Below are 16,734 nucleotides of genomic sequence, written 5' to 3'. Positions count from 1 at the left end.
GCGCGGCGTCCCGTTCGTACGGGACCAAGGGTGCGCCCCCGTGAGGAAGAATGCCGCAGGTGACGGACGTAACAGACGACGGCCTCCCGGACGCCCTACCGCCGTTCGCCGAACTGGTGCTCGACCTGACCGAGCGGATTCCACCCGGCAGGGTGATGACCTACGGCGACGTCGCCGAGTACCTCGGCCAGGGCGGGCCCCGCCAGGTCGGCCGGGTGATGGCCCTCTACGGCGGCTCGGTGCCCTGGTGGCGGGTGATCCGCGCGGACGGCCGCTTCCTGCCCGGGCACGAGCAGCGCGCCCTGGCCCACTACGGCGATGAGGGAACCCCGCTGCGCGAGCTCGCCGACCCGCCCCGGGTCGACCTCGAGCGGGCCCGCTGGGACGGCCGGGAGATTTCCCCGAACTCCCCGCACGGACGGGATTGACGGGGGAGGATCGTAGGCTCGATGCGGGCGGGCCCGAGCAGGGCCCGCCCCGCCGTGCCCGCCCCGCCCTGCTCGACCCCAGGATCCGTCGTTGACTTCCCCCTACCGGCTCGTGCGCAGCCCGCTCGTCCAGCCCGACCCACCGGTGCTGGACGCCTACCAGCGTGCCGTGGTCGAACACGCCGACGGGCCGCTGCTGGTACTGGCCGGGCCCGGCACGGGCAAGACCACCACCCTGGTCGAGGCGGTCGCCCGGCGGATCGCGGACGGCACCGACCCCGACCGGATCCTCGTCCTCACCTTCAGCCGCAAGGCCGCGATGGAGCTGCGCGACCGGATGTCCGGTCGGCTCGGCAGCTCCGCCGCCGCCCCGCAGGCCACCACCTTCCACTCCTTCTGCTACGCCCTGCTGCGCGCCCACCAGGACCCGCAGGACTACGCCGAGCCGCTGCGGCTGCTCTCCGGCCCCGAGCAGGACGTCATGGTCCGCGAACTGCTGGCCGGCGGCGCCGAGGACGCCCGCCTCGGCAGCTCCCGGATCGCCTGGCCGCTGGACCTGCGGGCCTGCCTGACCACCCGGGGCTTCGCCGACGAGGTCCGCGCCGTCCTCGCCCGCAGCCGCGAGCTCGGCCTCGGCGAGGCCGAGCTGGAGCGCTTCGCCCAGGGAGTCCAGCGCCCCGACTGGGCCGCCGCGGCGCACTTCCTGGCCGACTACCTCGACGTGCTCGACCTGCGCGGCGTCCTGGACTACGCCGAACTCGTCCACCGCGCCGTCCTGCTCGCCGAGCGCCCCGACGTCGAGGACCAGCTGCGCCGGCGCTACGACGTCGTCTTCGTCGACGAGTACCAGGACACCGACCCCTCCCAGGTCCGGCTGCTGCGCCGGCTCGCCGGCGGCGGGCGCGACCTGGTCGCCGTCGGCGACCCCGACCAGTCCATCTACGCCTTCCGCGGCGCCGACATCAACGGCATCCTCGACTTCCCGCAGACCTTCCGCCGCGCCGACGGCGAGCCCGCCGAGGTCAAGGTGCTGCGGGTCTCCCGCCGCTCCGGCGCCCTCCTGCTCGCCGCCTCCCGGGAGGTCGCCCGGCGGATGCCGATGGGGCGGCTGCCCGCCGACAAGCTCGCCCAGCACCGCGCCCTGCTGCCCTCCCGCGAGGGCGGCCGGGTCGAGGTCTACACCTACCCGACCCCCGGGGCCGAACTCGACTCGATCGCCGACCTGCTGCGCCGCGCCCACCTGGAGGACGGCGTGCCCTGGGGCGAGATGGCCGTGCTCGTCCGGGCCGGTGCCCGCTCCATACCGGGCGTGCGGCGGGCGCTCGGCGCGGCCGGCGTCCCGCTGGAGATCGACGGCGACGACCTGCCGCTGCGCGAGGAGCCCGCCGTCGCCCAGCTGCTGCTCGCCCTGCGCGTCTGCGCCCAGCAGGCGGCCTGGCAGGCAGCCCGCGACCGGCGCGGCGACCCGGACCCCGACGACGGGGACGACGGCGCCGACACCCCCGACCCGCTCACCACCGAACTGGCGCACGCCCTGCTCACCGGCCCGCTCGGCGGCCTCGACGGCTCCGACCTGCGACGCCTGGGCCGCGCCCTGCGCGAGGAGGAACGCGCCGCGCTGCGCGCCGAAGGCCGTCCCGCCGCCGCCCCGCGCCCGGCCGGCGAGCTGATCCGCGAGGCCCTCGCCGAGCCCGAGCGGCTGGTCGCCCTCGACCCCGCGCAGGCCCGCCGGGCCCGCGACCTCGGCACCCTGCTGCGCAAGGTCCGCGAGCTGCTGGCCGGCGGCTGCACCGCCGAGGAGGCGCTCTGGGAGCTGTGGGACGGCAGCCGCCGCTGGCGCGAGCGGCTGGAGCGGTCCGCCCTGCGCGGCGGTGCCGCCGGCCGCAACGCCGACCGTGACCTGGACGCGCTGTGCGCCCTGTTCGAGACCGCGGCCCGCGCCGAGGAGCAGGTCACCGGCCACCGCAGCGCCCTGGACCTGCTCGCCGAGCTCGAAGCCCAGGACATCGCCGCGGACACCCTCACCGTCCGCGCCGTACGCCCCGAAGCCGTCCGGCTGATGACCGCCCACCGGTCCAAGGGCCTGGAGTGGCGCCTGGTCGTCGTCGCCGGAGTCCAGGACGGCCTCTGGCCCGACCTGCGCCGCCGCGGCTCCCTGCTGGAGGCCGACCGGATCGGCCGGGACGGACTGGCCGAACCGCTCTCCCCGGCCGCCCTGCTCGGCGAGGAGCGCCGCCTCTTCTACGTCGCCGCGACCCGCGCCAAGGAGCGGCTGATCGTCACCGCCGTCAAGGCCCCGGCCGACGACGGCGACGAGCCCTCCCGCTTCCTGCGCGAGCTCTACCGCGAGGACGTCGATCCGCGTACCGGCAAGGTGGTGCGCCGCACCCCGCCGGTCACCGTCGAGGACGTCACCCACCGCCCGCGCCGCCCGCTGTCCGTCGCCGCGCTGGTCGCCGAGCTCCGGGCGGTCACCGTCGACCCGGCCCGCTCGCCCGAGCTGCGCCGCGCCGCCGCCGAACGGCTCGCCACCCTCGCCGCCGCCACCGACGAGGACGGGCTGCCGCTGGTGCCCGCCGCCCACCCCGAGCGCTGGTGGGGACTGGACGACGCGACCGCCGCCCCGGAGCCGCTGCGCAGCGCCGACCTGCCGGTGCGGCTGTCCGGCAGCGGTCTGGAGCAGCTGGAGAGCTGCTCGCTGCAGTGGTTCCTGGACAAGGAGGTCAAGGCCCGCAGCGCCGGCTCGGCCGCCCAGGGCTTCGGCAACGTGGTGCACGCCCTCGCCGACGAGGTCGGCTCCGGCCGCACCCCCGCCGACCTCGCCGTCCTGATGGAGCGCCTGGACACCGTCTGGGACGCGCTCGCCTTCGACGCGCCCTGGAAGTCCCAGCAGGAGAAGACCGAGGCCCGCGCGGCCCTGGAGCGCTTCCTCAACTGGCACGTCCTGGAACGCGGCCGGGACGTGGTCGCCACCGAGCACGGCTTCGACGTCACCCTCGACGTCGGCGGCGTCTCGGTGCGCATCCGCGGCTCGATGGACCGGGTCGAGAAGGACACCGCCGGGCGTGCCTACGTGGTCGACTTCAAGACCGGCAAGCAGCTCCCCACCGACAAGTCCCTGCCCGAGCACAAGCAGCTCGCCGTCTACCAGCTCGCCGTCCGGGCCGGCGCCCTCAACGAGCTGCCCGGCTTCGCCGAGCGCCCCCCGGCCACCGGCGGCGCCGAACTGGTGCACCTGCGCGAGCCGGCCGGCAAGGCCTCCCAGGACGCCCCCAAGGTGCAGCGGCAGGACCCGCCGGAGGGCGAGCCGTGGATCGAGGGCCTGCTCGCCGAGGCCGCCGGGAAGGTCCTCGCCGAGCGCTTCGTCCCGCAGACCGGCGGCGGCTGCGACCGCTGCACCTTCCGCCGCAGCTGCTCGGCCCAGCGGGACGGCGCGCAGCTGGTCGAGTAGCCGGTCAGTGGCCGTCGGGTGGCCGTCGAGTAGCCGGGGTCACTCCGGCCGGGCGTCCGCAGTGTCGGTCCGGCCCGTTAACGTTGCGGGGTGACCGCCGTGCTCAGCCATCCCGACCAGCTCAAGGAGCTGCTGGGGATCCCGTTCAACCGGGAGCAGATGGCGGCCATCGGCGCGCCCCTGGCACCGGCCGTGATCGTGGCCGGCGCCGGCTCCGGCAAGACCACGGTGATGGCCGCCCGGGTCGTCTGGCTGGTCGGCTCCGGCGCCGTGCGGCCCGAGGAGGTGCTCGGCCTCACCTTCACCAACAAGGCCGCCGGCGAGCTCTCCGAACGCGTCCGCGCCGCCCTGCTCCGGGCCGGCGTGGCCGACCGGGACGCCGCCGAACCGCTCGGCGACCCGGAGATCTCCACCTACCACGCCTTCGCCGGCCGCCTGCTCAAGGAGCACGGCCTGCGGATCGGCATCGAGCCGGACGTGCGGCTGCTCGCCGACGCCACCCGCTTCCAGCTCGCCGCCAAGGTGCTGCGCACCTCGCGCGGCCCGTTCCCCGCGCTCACCGGCACCTTTGCCAACCTGGTCGCCGACCTCACCGCGCTGGACGGCGAACTCGCCGAGCACCTGGTCGAGCCGCAGGCCCTGCGCGACTTCGACGAGGGGCTGCTGGACACCCTCGCCACCGTCAAGCTGACCAACGACGACCTGCGGGCGGTGCCGGCCACCGCCCGGGCCCGCCTGGAGCTGCTGCGCCTGGTCGAGGAGTACCGGCGCCGCAAGCGCTCCGCCGGGCTGATGGACTTCGGCGACCAGATAGCCGCCGCCGCCCGCCTCGCCCAGCAGCGCCCCGAGGTGGGCGAGCTGCTGCGCGGCCAGTTCCGGGTCGTGCTGCTGGACGAGTACCAGGACACCTCGGTCGCCCAGCGCCTGATGCTCGCCGGGCTCTTCGGCGCCGGCCCCGACGGCGCGGGCAGCGGCCACCCGGTGACCGCCGTCGGCGACCCGTGCCAGGCGATCTACGGCTGGCGCGGCGCCTCGGTCGCCAACCTCGACGAGTTCCCCCGGCACTTCCCCCGGGCCGACGGCCGCCCCGCCGACCGCTACGCGCTCAGCGAGAACCGGCGCAGCGGCGGACGCCTGCTCGCCTTCGCCAACGCGCTCGCCGCGCCGCTGCGGGAGATGCACGCGGGCGTCGAGGCGCTGCGCCCGGCCCCCGGCGCCGAACTGGACGGCTTCGTGCGGACGGCGCTGCTGCCCACCCACGCCGAGGAGGTCGACTGGCTCGCCGACTCGATCGCCCACCTGGTGCGCACCGGCACCGCGCCCGGCCGGATCGCTGTGCTGTGCCGCGGCGGCGCCGCCTTTCCGGACATCCACGCGGCGCTGGTCGCCCGTGAGGTGCCGGTCGAGGTGGTCGGCCTCGGCGGGCTGCTGCAGCTGCCCGAGGTGGCCGACCTGGTGGCGGTCTGCGAGGTGCTGCAGGACCCGACCGCCAACGCCGCGCTGGTGCGGCTGCTGGTCGGGCCGCGCTGGCGGATCGGCCCGCGCGACCTCGCGCTGCTCGGCCGCCGGGCCGCCGAGCTGGTCCGCACCGACCGGCCCGAGGGCGTCGAGGCGCTGGCCGCCGCCGTCGCCGAGGCGGACCCGACCGAGGTGGTGTCGCTGGCCGACGCGGTGGAGAGCTTCCTCGACGCGGAGCAGCCGGACGAGCTGCCGTTCTCCGCCGAGGCGCGGGTGCGTTTCGCCCGCCTCGCCCAGGAGCTGCGCGAGCTGCGCCGCTCGTTGGCCGACCCGCTGATGGACGTGCTGCACCGGGTGCTGGCGGTCACCGGCCTGGAGGTCGAACTCGCCGCCTCGCCGCAGGCGCTGGCCGCCCGCCGGCGGGAGACCCTGCACGCCTTCCTGGACGTCGCCGCCTCCTTCGCCGACCTCGACGGGGACCCGGGCCTCGCCGCCTTCCTCGGCTTCCTGCGGGCCGCGCAGGAGTACGAGCGCGGCCTGGACAGCAGCCTGCCCGGCGGCGAGGACACCGTGAAGGTGCTCACCGCGCACAAGTCCAAGGGCCTGGAGTGGGACGTGGTCGCCGTCCCCGGCCTGGTGCGGGGCGCGTTCCCCTCCTCGACCCCGCGCGAGCGCTGGACCAGCGCCAAGCGCGTGCTCCCGCACGCCCTGCGCGGTGACGCGGCCACCCTGCCCGACGTGCGCGGCGGGTGGACCGGCAAGGCGATGACCGCCTTCAAGAAGGAGCTGGCCGAGCACACCGCCACCGAGGAACTGCGCCTGGGCTACGTCGCGTTCACCCGCCCGCGCTCGCTGCTGCTGGCCTCCGGGCACTGGTGGGGCCCGAGCCAGAAGACCGTCCGCGGCCCGTCCGCCTTCCTGGAGGGGCTGCGCGAGCACTGCGAGCAGCCCGGCGCGGGCGAGGTCGAGCACTGGGCCGAGCAGCCGGAGAAGGGCGCCGAGAACCCGGCGCTGGCCGCCCCCGTCCAGCGCCCCTGGCCGCTGCCGCTGGACCCGGCCGCGCAGCACGCCCGGCGCCGGGTCGCCGAGGTGGTGCACGCCCGCCTGGCCGGTGCCACCTCGGCGACCGAGCCCGAGCCGATGGCCCCCGAGGACCAGCGCCAGGTGGCCTCCTGGGGCCGCGATCTGACCGCGCTGCTGGGCGAGTTGGAGCGCTCCCGGCGCACCGCGCGCGAGGTGCCGCTGCCCGCCGCGCTGTCCGCCACCCAGCTGCTGCGGCTGGCCGCGGATCCGGACGGCTTCGCGCGCGACCTGGCCCGCCCGATGCCGCGCCCCCCGCAGCCCGCCGCCCGGCGCGGCACCCGCTTCCACGCCTGGGTGCAGTCCCGGATCGAGCCGCTGCTGCTGGTCGAGCCCGGCGCGTTGCCCGGCGCCGACGACGACGGCATCGAGGACGAGCAGGACCTGGAGCGGCTCAAGGAGGCGTTCCTGCGCACCCCGTACGCGCAGCGCAAGCCCCACCGGGTCGAGGCGCCGTTCCAACTGGTGCTGGCGGGGCGGGTGGTGCGCGGCCGGATCGACGCGGTCTACCGGGACGGTGACGTGTTGTCGGGATCCGGTGGTGTGTCACGCTACGAAGTGGTGGACTGGAAGACCCACCGCGAGGAGACCGCGGACCCGCTGCAGCTCGCGGTCTACCGACTGGCCTGGGCCGAGCAGGCGGGCGTCGATCCCGAGCTGGTCACGGCTTCGTTCCTGTACGTCCGCAGCGGGCGGATCGTCCGTCCGGCAGGACTTCCCGACCGAAAAGAGTTGGAACGGCTCCTGATCGGGAACAGTGAATAATGAGTCACGCAGAGCATCCAAGTCATCACGCCAACGCCCGAAACCTGTGCGTCGTGCACGTTTCGCGCCTATTGTGGGGTCGGTAACCGGTCAACCCCCGTGCTCCGGCCGCCAGCGAGGCCCGTTTTCCCTGACCCTCAGTCATCACCGCAGGTGCCCTAGGGCATCGGCGTCTTCTGCTGGAGAAACCGACGTTGAGCGCGACCGGATGGATCAGAGAGCGGTTCACCGGGCCGACCCCGGGACCCGCTCCGGGCGCGACCGGCACCTGGCCGAGGACGGCGCTGGCGCTGCCGTTCATCGGGATGGGGCTGATCGTCGTCCTCGACTACCTCAGTGGCACCGGGGTGACGGTCGAACCGGCCCTCACCGCCGTGCCCGCGCTGGCCGCCGTGGTCAGCCGACGCACCTGGTACCCGTTCGTCATCGGGCTGTGCACCGAGGCGGCGGCCTTCCTGATGGCGTTCCGCAGCGACACGCTCGGCTCGTCCGTGCACGCCGCCAGCGTGATCGCCGTCCTGCTCGTCGCCGCCATCGGCTGGGTCAGCGCGACCCTGCGGCTGCGCCAGGAGCGGGCGCTGGCCGACGCCCAGCTGGTCGCCTCGATCGCCCGCCGGGTGCTGCTGCGGCCCGTCCCCGAGCGGGTCGGCACCGTCCGGGCCGCCGTCCACTACGAGGCCGCCGCCGCGCACGCCCGCATCGGCGGCGACCTCTACGAGGTGGTCAACACCCGGCACGGGGTCCGCGCCGTGGTGGGGGACGTGCGCGGCAAGGGCCTCGGTGCGGTCGAGACGGCCGCCGCCGTGCTCGGCGCCTTCCGCGAGGCCGCCCACCAGGAGCCCGCGCTGGACCGGGTGGCCGGCTGGCTGGCCGTCAGCCTCGACCGCGCCCTGCACGAGAACGACCACCCGGGCGTGGAGGAGGAGTTCGTCACCCTGGTGCTGATCGGCGTCGGTCCGGACGGCGCCGCCGAGATCGTCAACTGCGGCCACCCCGCGCCGCTGCTGCTGCGCGGCGGAGAGGTCCGCGCGCTCGAACTCGCCGAGACCGTACCGCCGCTGGGCGTCCTGGACCCGGCCGACGTGTGCCCGCCGGTCCACCGGGTGTCGCTGCAGGGCGACGACCGGGTGCTGCTGTTCACCGACGGGGTGATCGAGGCCCGCGACCGCGCGGGCGCCTTCTACCCGCTCGCCGAGCGGTTCCCGCGGTGCGCCGACGGCTGCCCCGCCGACGTCCTGCAGCGCCTGCACGAGGACGTGGTGCGGCACGTCGGGCGCCAGCTCGGCGACGACGCGGCCATGCTGCTCCTGCAGTACGACCCGCAGCCGACGGCGGGCGTCCACGTGCCGCAGCAGGCCGGTGCCCTGGCGCGCCATCAGCCGGCCGTGGGCGCTTAGGCCCTAGAGGGACACCTCGACCAGCAGCGGCCGGTGGTCCGACACCGTGGCGTGCGGCGCCGCGGCCGGACCCACGGCCGTGCGCGGCACGCCGATCGCCAGCACGTGGTCGAACTGCACCGCCGGCCGGTGCGAGGGGTACGTCGGCGTGCGCGCCAGGTCGTACCAGCCCTGCAGCCGGGCCCGCGGCTCGCGCACCCGCCGCCGGCGCGGCTCGGTCAGCAGGGGCCGGGCCCGCCGGGCCGCCCGCAGCTCCCGCACCCGGGCCCTGGGCGCGGTGCGGTCCAGCGCCGTCGCCCCGCCGAGCACCGTGCGCGGGACCGCGCCCACCAGGTTGAAGTCGCCCAGCACCAGGTACGGCTGGGGCAGGTCGGCGATCCACCGCCGGATGCCGGCCAGCTGCGCCATGTTCCAGCCCGGCACGAAGGACAGGTGCGCCGCCACCACGGTGAACGGTCCGCGCTCGCCCTCCAGTACCGCCGCCAGCGCCGTCCGGGGCTCGTCCGGCACCGGGGTCAGCCCGCGCCGCCCGGCTACCCGCAGCGGCAGTCCGAACGGCGCCGGGGCGAAGCGCCGGGCCCGCCAGTGCCGCACCGGCAGCCGGGTCAGCAGCGCCGTCCCGTACGAGGGCGGGGCCTCCTCGCCGACCTCGCCCGGCCCGTACACCCGCAGGCCGTTCGGTCCGGACGGCTCCGGCACCCAGCCCGCCACCGGCGCCGGGCGGCCGTGCAGGGCGGCGGCGAAGCGCCAGTCCTTCGCGCCCATGGCCGCGGCGGCGACCGCCGCCTGGTCGGTGCCGCCGGAGCGGGCCTGGTGCCGGTCCACCTCCTGCAGCGCCAGTACGTCGGCGTCCAGCGCGGCCACCGCCTCGGCCAACGGCTCCCCGGCGTCGGCCGGGTAGGGCCGCGGCGCGCCGTCCGGGGCGAGCGGCTGACCGTGCAACAGGTTGAAGGTGGCGATGCGCAACTGGCTCACACCGCACGACGGTACCCGGTCGGCGGGGGAGGGGGTGCGGCTTGAGGCGGTGGGGCATACCGGGTATACATACTGAGTATGTCCATCCGTCACGGTCTGCTCGCCCTGCTCGACCAGGGCCCGCGCTACGGCTACCAGCTGCGCACCGAGTTCGAGGCGCGCACCGGCGCCACCTGGCCGCTCAACGTCGGGCAGGTCTACACCACGCTGTCCCGGCTGGAACGCGACGGCCTGGTCGAGTCCGCGGGGGAGGACGGCGAGGGCCACCAGTTCTACGCCGCCACCGACGCCGGCCGCGCCGAGCTGCGGGCCTGGTTCGACACCCCGGTGCCCCGGACCAACCCGCCGCGCGACGAACTGGCGATCAAGCTCGCCATGGCCGTCACCGTCCCGGGGGTGGACGTCTCCGCCGTCGTCCAGGGCCAGCGCCGGCACAGCATCAAGGCGCTCCAGGACTACACCAGGCTCAAGGGCCGCGCCCTGGCCGGCGAGTCGCGACCCGGCGTCGTGCCCTCCGCGAGCAACGACCTCGCCTGGCTGCTCGTCCTCGACCAGCTGATCTTCCAGACCGAAGCCGAGATCCGCTGGCTCGACCACTGCGAGACCCGGCTCGCCCAGCAGGCCGAACTCCTGCAGACCCGCTCCGCCGAGGCCGCCCGCGACGGCGGCGCCGCACCCGCCAAACGCGGCCGCCGCCTGCGCACCTGAGGCCTCCGGCACCCGAACCACCGGCCCGGGCCCCGACCCGAGCCCACACCCAGCACAAGGGGGGAATCGTGTCCCACACCCGAGAGTCCCGGCAGACGCCGGTGTTGCACCTGGAGAACGTCACCCGCGTCCACGGCCACGGCGCGGCCGAGGTCCAGGCCCTGCGCGGCGTCGACCTCAAGGTCCACCCCGGCGAGTTCGTCGCCGTCATGGGCCCCTCCGGCTCCGGCAAGTCGACCCTGCTCACCCTGGCCGGCGGTCTCGACACCCCGAGCACCGGCCGGGTGCTGGTCGAGGGCGTCGTCCTGGGCGACCTCAACCGCAAGAAGCTCGCCCAGGTCCGTCGCCGCTCCGTCGGCTACGTCTTCCAGGACTACAACCTGATCCCGGCCCTCACCGCCGCCGAGAACATCTCGCTGCCGCGCGAACTCGACGGCCTGTCCGCCCGCGCCGCCCGCCGCGAGGCCCTGGTCGCCCTGGAGGAACTCGGTATCCCCGAACTCGCCGACCGCTTCCCCGACGACATGTCCGGCGGCCAGCAGCAGCGCGTCGCCATCGCCCGCGCCCTGATCGGCGACCGCCGCCTGGTCCTCGCCGACGAACCCACCGGCGCCCTCGACTCCACCACCGGCGAGGCCGTCCTCGCCGTCCTGCGCGCCCGCTGCGACGCCGGCGCCGCCGCCATGATGGTCACCCACGAGGCCCGGCACGCCGCCTGGGCCGACCGCGTGGTCTTCCTGCGCGACGGCCGCATGGTCGACGAGTCCGCCAGTCAGGACGCCGCCAGCCTGCTCGTCAGCGCCGCCACCAACAGCCTGAAGGTGGACGAGTGAAGCTCAGCGCCTGGCGGGTCGCCCTGCGCATCGCCCGCCGCGACGCCCTGCGCGCCAAGGGTCGCAGCGCCCTCGTCATCGCCATGGTCGCCCTGCCCGTCCTCGGCGTCAGCGGCGCCGACGTGTTCTACCGCAGCGCCGAACTCACGCCCGCCGAACACGCCGTCCGGATCATGGGCCAGGCCGGCGGCGAGCTGGAGATGGTCGAGCGCGGCTCCGCCGTGAAGCAGGCGCCCGACCCGGGGCAGGGGTTCAGCGTCCAGAACCCCAAGGACACCGTCAAGAACGGTGCCGCGCTCACGTACACCGCCGCCCAGCAGCGCGCCCTGGACACCGAACCAGCCGCGCTGGCGGGGCAGTTGCTCCCGGCCGGGGCCACCCTCGTGCCCGAGCGGCAGGGCCCGTACACCGCGGCGAGCAGTGCCGAGGGGCTGCTCAGCACCCGCATCAACGAGGCCGACCTGAGCGACCCGGTCTGGGAGGGCCGGATGAACCTGGTCAAGGGCCGTGCCCCGGCGGACGAGCACGAGGCCGCCGTCACCCCGGAGTTCCTCAAGCGCTCAGGCCTCAAGCTCGGCGACCGCACCGCCGTCCGCGGTCTGGAGGCGAGCCCCTTCACCATCACCGGCGTCTACGAGTACCCCGGCGAACTGAGCGCCACCGAGCTCTTCGCCCGCCCCGGCGCCCTGATCGACCGGCTCGCCAAGACCGCCGGCACCGGTCGCGGCAAGACCGACGGCACCGACGAGCCGATCCGGTGGCTGGTCAAGCTCCCGGCCGGCACCGTCCTCGACTGGCACAAGGTCACCGAACTCAACCAGTACGGCTTCAGCGTCACCTCCCGCGCCGTCCTGCTCGACCCGCCGGCCCGCGCCGACGTCCCGTACTACGTCGAGCAGGACGAGCGCGGCGGCGCCGGCACCCGGTACTTCGACCGGACCTCCGTCGTCATCCTCGCCACCGTCGTCGGCATGGCCCTGCTGGAGATCGTCCTCCTCGCGGGCCCCGCCTTCGCCGTCGGGGCCCGGCGTTCCCGGCGGCAGCTCGGCCTGCTCGCCGCCGCCGGCGGTGACCGAGCCAACGTCCGCGCCGTCGTCCTCGGCGGCGGCATCGTCCTCGGCGTCACCGGCGCCGCGATCGGCCTCGCCCTCGGCGTCGGCCTGGTCGCCCTGCTGCGCACCCAGGCCGAGGAGTACGCCGGCCAGCGGTTCGGCCACTTCGGCCTCCAGCCGCTCGACCTGCTCGGTGTCCTCCTGGTCGGCCTGGTCACCGGGCTGCTCGCCGCCATCGTCCCCGCCGTCCAGGCCTCCCGCCAGGACGTGGTCTCCGCGTTGACCGGCCGCGACTCGCTCAAGCCGCCGAACCGCAAGCTCGCCCTGCTCGGCCTGCTGATGCTCGGCGGCGGCGCCGCCCTCGCCCTGCTCGGGGCCACCAGCGGCGTCGCCAGCCGGAGCCTCGCCGTCCTAGGCGGCTCGGCCGTCGCCGAACTCGGCATGGTCGCCCTCACCCCCTCCCTGGTCACCCTGTTCGGGAAGCTCGGCCGCTGGCTCTCGCTCGGTCCCCGGCTCGCCCTGCGCGACTCGGTGCGCCACCGCGGCCGCACCGCGCCCGCCGTCGCCGCCGTCATGGCCGCCGTGGCCGGCTCCGTCGCGGTCGGCGTCTACTCCACGAGCTCGGACGAGCAGTACCGGCGCGAGTACGTCGCCCACGGCCCCTCCGGGTCCGTCCTGCTCGGCAACGGCTGGCTGGCCGGCGCCGACGGCAAGCTGCTGCCGCAGCTGCGCGAGGCCGTCGAGCGCAGCATCCCCGACCTCGGCCCGCGCGCCGACGTCCAGCGCGTCAGTTACAAGACCGCCTGCTCCGACAGCGGCCCGTGCGGCTACATCAGCGTGGAGATGCCCAAGGAGGACCGCTGCCCCGCCTTCGAGCCGGACAAGGTGCTGGCCCCGGGCGAGCTCGACCGGATCCTGGCGAGCGACAAGCGCTGCCAGGCCGACACCCGCCGCGGCAACCCGTTCGGCGCGTTGAACGCCGGTGACGCGACCCTGCTGCGCAACCTCTACGGCGTCACCGACGCGGCCGCCGTCCAGGCCCTCGCCGCGGGCAAGGCCGTGGTCTTCGACGCCCGGTACATCAAGGACGGCAAGGTCGCCGTCCAGTACAGCGAGCCGGTCGACTACACCGCGAGCGGCAACGCCGACCACAAGCCCACCCACACCGAGATCGCCGTCGACGCCGTCCTCGCGAACTCCGTGCTGTCCGCCCCCGGGCAGGCGGTGATCAGCCCGGCCACCGCCACCAGGCTCGGCTTCGTCACCTCGTCGGCCGGCTCGGTCTGGCTGCCCGACGCGATGCCCTCCGACGGCTCGCAGCAGCGGGCCGACGGCGCGCTCGCCAAGATCAGCGACCACGACGTCCTGACCATCGAGCGCGGCTACCAGTCCGAGGCCGGCCTGGTCACCCTCGGCCTGACCGCCTTCGCCGCGCTGGTCGCCCTCGGCGCGGCCGGCATCGCCACCGGGCTGGCCGCCGCCGACTCCCAGCGCGACCTGACCACCCTCGCGGCGGTCGGCGCCGAGCCCCGCATCCGGCGCTCGCTGTCCGGCTTCCAGTGCGGCGTGATCGCCGCCATGGGCGCCCTGCTCGGCGTGGTCTGCGGCATCGTGCCCGGCGTGGCGCTGCGCAAGGTCGAGGGCGCGTCGAGCACCTACCCCGGCATGAGCCCCGAGGAGATCGCCAACAAGGCGATCGTGGTCTTCCCGTGGCCCACCATCGCCGCCACCGTCGTGGTGCTCCCGCTGCTCGCGGCCGCCCTCGCGGCGGTGCTCACCCGCTCGCGGATCACGATGCTGCGCCGCTCGGGCTGAAACCCGCGGCCCCGCCACAGTCACCCCCGTCGCGCCCGTGCCGCGGCGGGGGTGACGGACGTTCGGGGGTGACGGAGGTTACAGCTCCGGGAGCGCCTGGCACCCGGACGGCCGGGGCGGACACCCGCACGGGCGAACTACAGTCGTCGGTATGACGAGAACCCCGGACAGCGCCGTCCGCTCCTACATCGACCGGCACCAGGCCGCCTTCCTCGCCGACCTCTCCGAGTGGCTGGCCATCCCGTCGGTCTCCGCCGAGCCGGACCGTGCCGAGGACGTACGGCGCTCGGCCGAGTGGCTGGCCGCCAAGCTGCGCGACACCGGCTTCCCGGTCGCCGAGGTGTGGGAGACCGACGGTCTGCCGGCGGTGTTCGCCGAGTGGTCCTCCGGGGACCCGTCCGCGCCGACCGTCCTGGTCTACGGGCACCACGACGTGCAGCCCGCCGCCAAGGAGGACGGCTGGGACACCGAGCCGTTCACGCCGACCGTGGTCGGGGGCCGGCTGTACGCGCGCGGCGCCGCCGACGACAAGGGCCAGGTGTTCTTCCACACCCTGGGCGTGCGCGCCCACCTGGACGCGACCGGCCGCACCGCGCCGGCCGTCAACCTCAAGCTGCTGATCGAGGGCGAGGAGGAGTCCGGCTCGCCGAACTTCGCCGACCTGGTGCGCCGCGAGGCCGACCGGCTGGCCGCCGACGTGGTCGTCATCTCCGACACCGGCATGTGGTCCGCGTCCACGCCGACCGTCTGCACCGGCATGCGCGGCCTCGCCGACGCCCAGATCGACCTGTACGGGCCGGACACCGACATCCACTCCGGCTCCTTCGGCGGCGCCGTCCCCAACCCGGCCCAGGTCGCGGCCGAGCTGGCCGCCGCCCTGCACGACGCCGACCGCAGGGTGGCGATCCCGGGCTTCTACGACGGCGTGATCGAGCTGACCGAGCGCGAGCGCGAGCTGTTCGCCGAGCTGCCCTTCGACGAGGAGGGGTGGCTGGAGGTCGCCAAGTCGCACGGCACCCGCGGCGAGGCCGGCTACTCCACCCTGGAGCGGATCTGGGCCCGCCCGACCGCCGAGGTCAACGGCATCTGGGGCGGCTACACCGGGCCCGGCGGCAAGACCATCGTCCCGGCGTCGGCACACCTCAAGCTGTCCTTCCGGCTGGTCGCCGGGCAGGAGGTGGAGAAGGTCCGCGAGGCGGTGCGGGAGTGGGTGGCCGGGCAGGTGCCCGCGGGCGTCCGGTACGAGCTGGTCTTCCCGGGCGCGACCCGCCCCTGCCTGACCCCGCTGGACCACCCGGCGCTGCAGTCCACCGTCCGCGCGATGGGGCGGGCGTTCGGGCAGAAGATCCTCTTCACCCGCGAGGGCGGCTCCGGCCCGGCCGCCGACCTGCAGGACGTGCTGGGCGCGCCGGTGCTGTTCCTCGGCATCTCGGTGCCCTCCGACGGCTGGCACTCCGTCAACGAGAAGGTCGAACTCGACCTGCTGGCCAAGGGCGTGGAGACCGCCGCGTACCTGTGGGGCGACCTGGCCGAGAACTTCCGGCCCGGCTCGTGACCGAGCGGCCGCACACCGAGGCAGTCAGATCACTCATCCGGATGATTCACCACCTGGGGATGGAACGACGTGAGCACCGTGCCTGAGACCGAGCGCCCCGCGTACCTGGCACTGGCCCGGGCCGGGGTGGACCGGGCGGCCGAGCACCGGTTCGACGAGCCCTGGCTGGCGGCGGCCTGGAGCCACCCGGCCACCCGGGTGCTGCCGATCGCCGGCGGCGAGGCGTTCGTGGTCGACACCGCGAAGGGCACCGAACTGGTCCTGATGCCCTCCTTCGAGGCGCCGCAGACCGGTGACCGGTACTTCCTCGGCACCGACCAGGACGGCGTGTCGTACTTCGCACTGGCCGGTGAGAGCCTGCCCGGGCGCCTCGACGGCGACGCCCGCCCGGCCGGTCTGCGCGAGGTCGGCGGGCTGCTGTCCGACCGCGACGCCGGGCTGCTGGTGCACGCCGTCGCGCTGGAGCACTGGCACCGGTTGCACAGCTTCTGTTCGCGCTGCGGCCACCCGACCGAGAAGGCCGGCGCGGGGCACGTGCGGCGCTGCACCTCCTGCGCGGCCGAGCACTACCCGCGCACCGACCCGGCGGTGATCATGGTGATCACCGACGAGCAGGACCGCTGCCTGCTCGGCCGGCAGGCGCTGTGGCCGGAGGGCCGCTGGTCGACCCTGGCCGGTTTCGTCGAGCCGGGGGAGTCCATCGAGCAGGCGGTGGCCCGCGAGGTGCACGAGGAGGCGGGCGTACGGGTCGGCGAGGTGCGCTACGTCGCCAGCCAGCCCTGGCCGTTCCCGTCCAGCCTGATGCTCGGCTTCACGGGCAAGGCGCTGCCGGGCGGCACCGAGATCACCGTGGACGGCGAGGAGCTGGCCGAGGCGCGCTGGTTCTCCCGCGAGGAGCTGCGGGCCGGGATGGAGGCGGGCGAGATCCTGCCGCCGTCCGGCATCTCGATCGCGCGGCACCTGGTCGAGCTCTGGTACGGCGAGCCGCTGCCCCCGGCGGCGCGCTGGTAATTCCGCAACGGGGGCGTCCGCCGAGCGGAGGCCCCCGCAGAAAGGGGGCGTGCGGCCAATGCCATGCGCCCCCTTTTTTCTTTCCAATCCCTTCTCGAATTCCTCACCACCTGCTGTTCGTATCCGGACGGGCCAGTTCTGCTACCGGCAGGCGGCTCGGCGGATCCGTCGCCGACCCGCACGGACGACATTGCCGGAAACGGCTG

The 16,734-nt window shown here is 75.2% G+C and carries 10 protein-coding genes; 9 read left to right on the top strand and 1 reads right to left on the bottom strand.

The window, feature by feature from the left end; all coding sequences use genetic code 11:
* Positions 1–50: 50 nt before the first annotated feature.
* The 4 genes from ABTY56_RS10950 to ABTY56_RS10935 all read left to right on the top strand — a co-directional run bounded on the left by ABTY56_RS10950 (position 51) and on the right by ABTY56_RS10935 (position 8,579).
* Positions 51–428, top strand: coding sequence for an MGMT family protein (locus tag ABTY56_RS10950; protein ID WP_502893074.1), 378 nt, complete (start codon positions 51–53; stop codon positions 426–428).
* Positions 429–519: 91 nt separating this feature from the next.
* Positions 520–3,879 carry an ATP-dependent helicase gene (locus ABTY56_RS10945; protein ID WP_350628225.1) on the top strand — a complete coding sequence of 1,120 codons (3,360 nt, stop codon included), beginning with the start codon at positions 520–522 and terminating at the stop codon, positions 3,877–3,879.
* 90 nt (positions 3,880–3,969) lie between these two features.
* Positions 3,970–7,182: an ATP-dependent helicase gene (locus tag ABTY56_RS10940; RefSeq protein WP_350628223.1), complete on the top strand. Its 3,213-nt coding sequence runs from the start codon at positions 3,970–3,972 to the stop codon at positions 7,180–7,182.
* Positions 7,183–7,376: 194 nt separating this feature from the next.
* Positions 7,377–8,579, top strand: coding sequence for a PP2C family protein-serine/threonine phosphatase (locus ABTY56_RS10935; RefSeq protein WP_350628222.1), 1,203 nt, complete (start codon positions 7,377–7,379; stop codon positions 8,577–8,579).
* A 3-nt stretch (positions 8,580–8,582) separates the two neighbouring features.
* On the opposite strand, the gene ABTY56_RS10930 is transcribed toward ABTY56_RS10935, so the two are convergent.
* Positions 8,583–9,554 (bottom strand): endonuclease/exonuclease/phosphatase family protein, encoded by a 972-nt coding sequence (locus ABTY56_RS10930; RefSeq protein ID WP_350628221.1) that lies wholly within the window; start codon positions 9,552–9,554, stop codon positions 8,583–8,585.
* Between the two features lie 78 nt (positions 9,555–9,632).
* Between ABTY56_RS10930 and ABTY56_RS10925 the strand changes: the two genes are divergently transcribed.
* The 5 genes from ABTY56_RS10925 (at position 9,633) to nudC (ending at position 16,528) form a co-directional block, all read left to right on the top strand.
* Complete coding sequence (locus ABTY56_RS10925; RefSeq protein ID WP_350628220.1) at positions 9,633–10,262, top strand: PadR family transcriptional regulator; 630 nt, start codon at positions 9,633–9,635, stop codon at positions 10,260–10,262.
* A 65-nt stretch (positions 10,263–10,327) separates the two neighbouring features.
* Positions 10,328–11,095: an ABC transporter ATP-binding protein gene (locus ABTY56_RS10920; RefSeq protein ID WP_502893079.1), complete on the top strand. Its 768-nt coding sequence runs from the start codon at positions 10,328–10,330 to the stop codon at positions 11,093–11,095.
* Positions 11,092–13,962, top strand: coding sequence for an FtsX-like permease family protein (locus tag ABTY56_RS10915; RefSeq protein ID WP_350628218.1), 2,871 nt, complete (start codon positions 11,092–11,094; stop codon positions 13,960–13,962). The genes ABTY56_RS10920 and ABTY56_RS10915 overlap by 4 nt, the downstream gene beginning before the upstream one ends.
* A gap of 151 nt (positions 13,963–14,113) precedes the next feature.
* On the top strand, positions 14,114–15,517 hold the full coding sequence (locus ABTY56_RS10910; RefSeq protein ID WP_350628216.1) for a dipeptidase: 1,404 nt from the start codon (positions 14,114–14,116) through the stop codon (positions 15,515–15,517).
* Between the two features lie 69 nt (positions 15,518–15,586).
* Positions 15,587–16,528, top strand: a complete 942-nt coding sequence (gene nudC, locus ABTY56_RS10905; RefSeq protein WP_350628215.1) for an NAD(+) diphosphatase — start codon at positions 15,587–15,589, stop codon at positions 16,526–16,528.
* Positions 16,529–16,734 lie beyond the last annotated feature (206 nt).

The sequence above is a fragment of the Kitasatospora sp. NPDC097691 genome, assembly GCF_040302665.1.
In the GTDB taxonomy this organism is placed as follows: domain Bacteria; phylum Actinomycetota; class Actinomycetes; order Streptomycetales; family Streptomycetaceae; genus Kitasatospora.
This window is presented reverse-complemented; position numbering and strand designations above follow the sequence as displayed.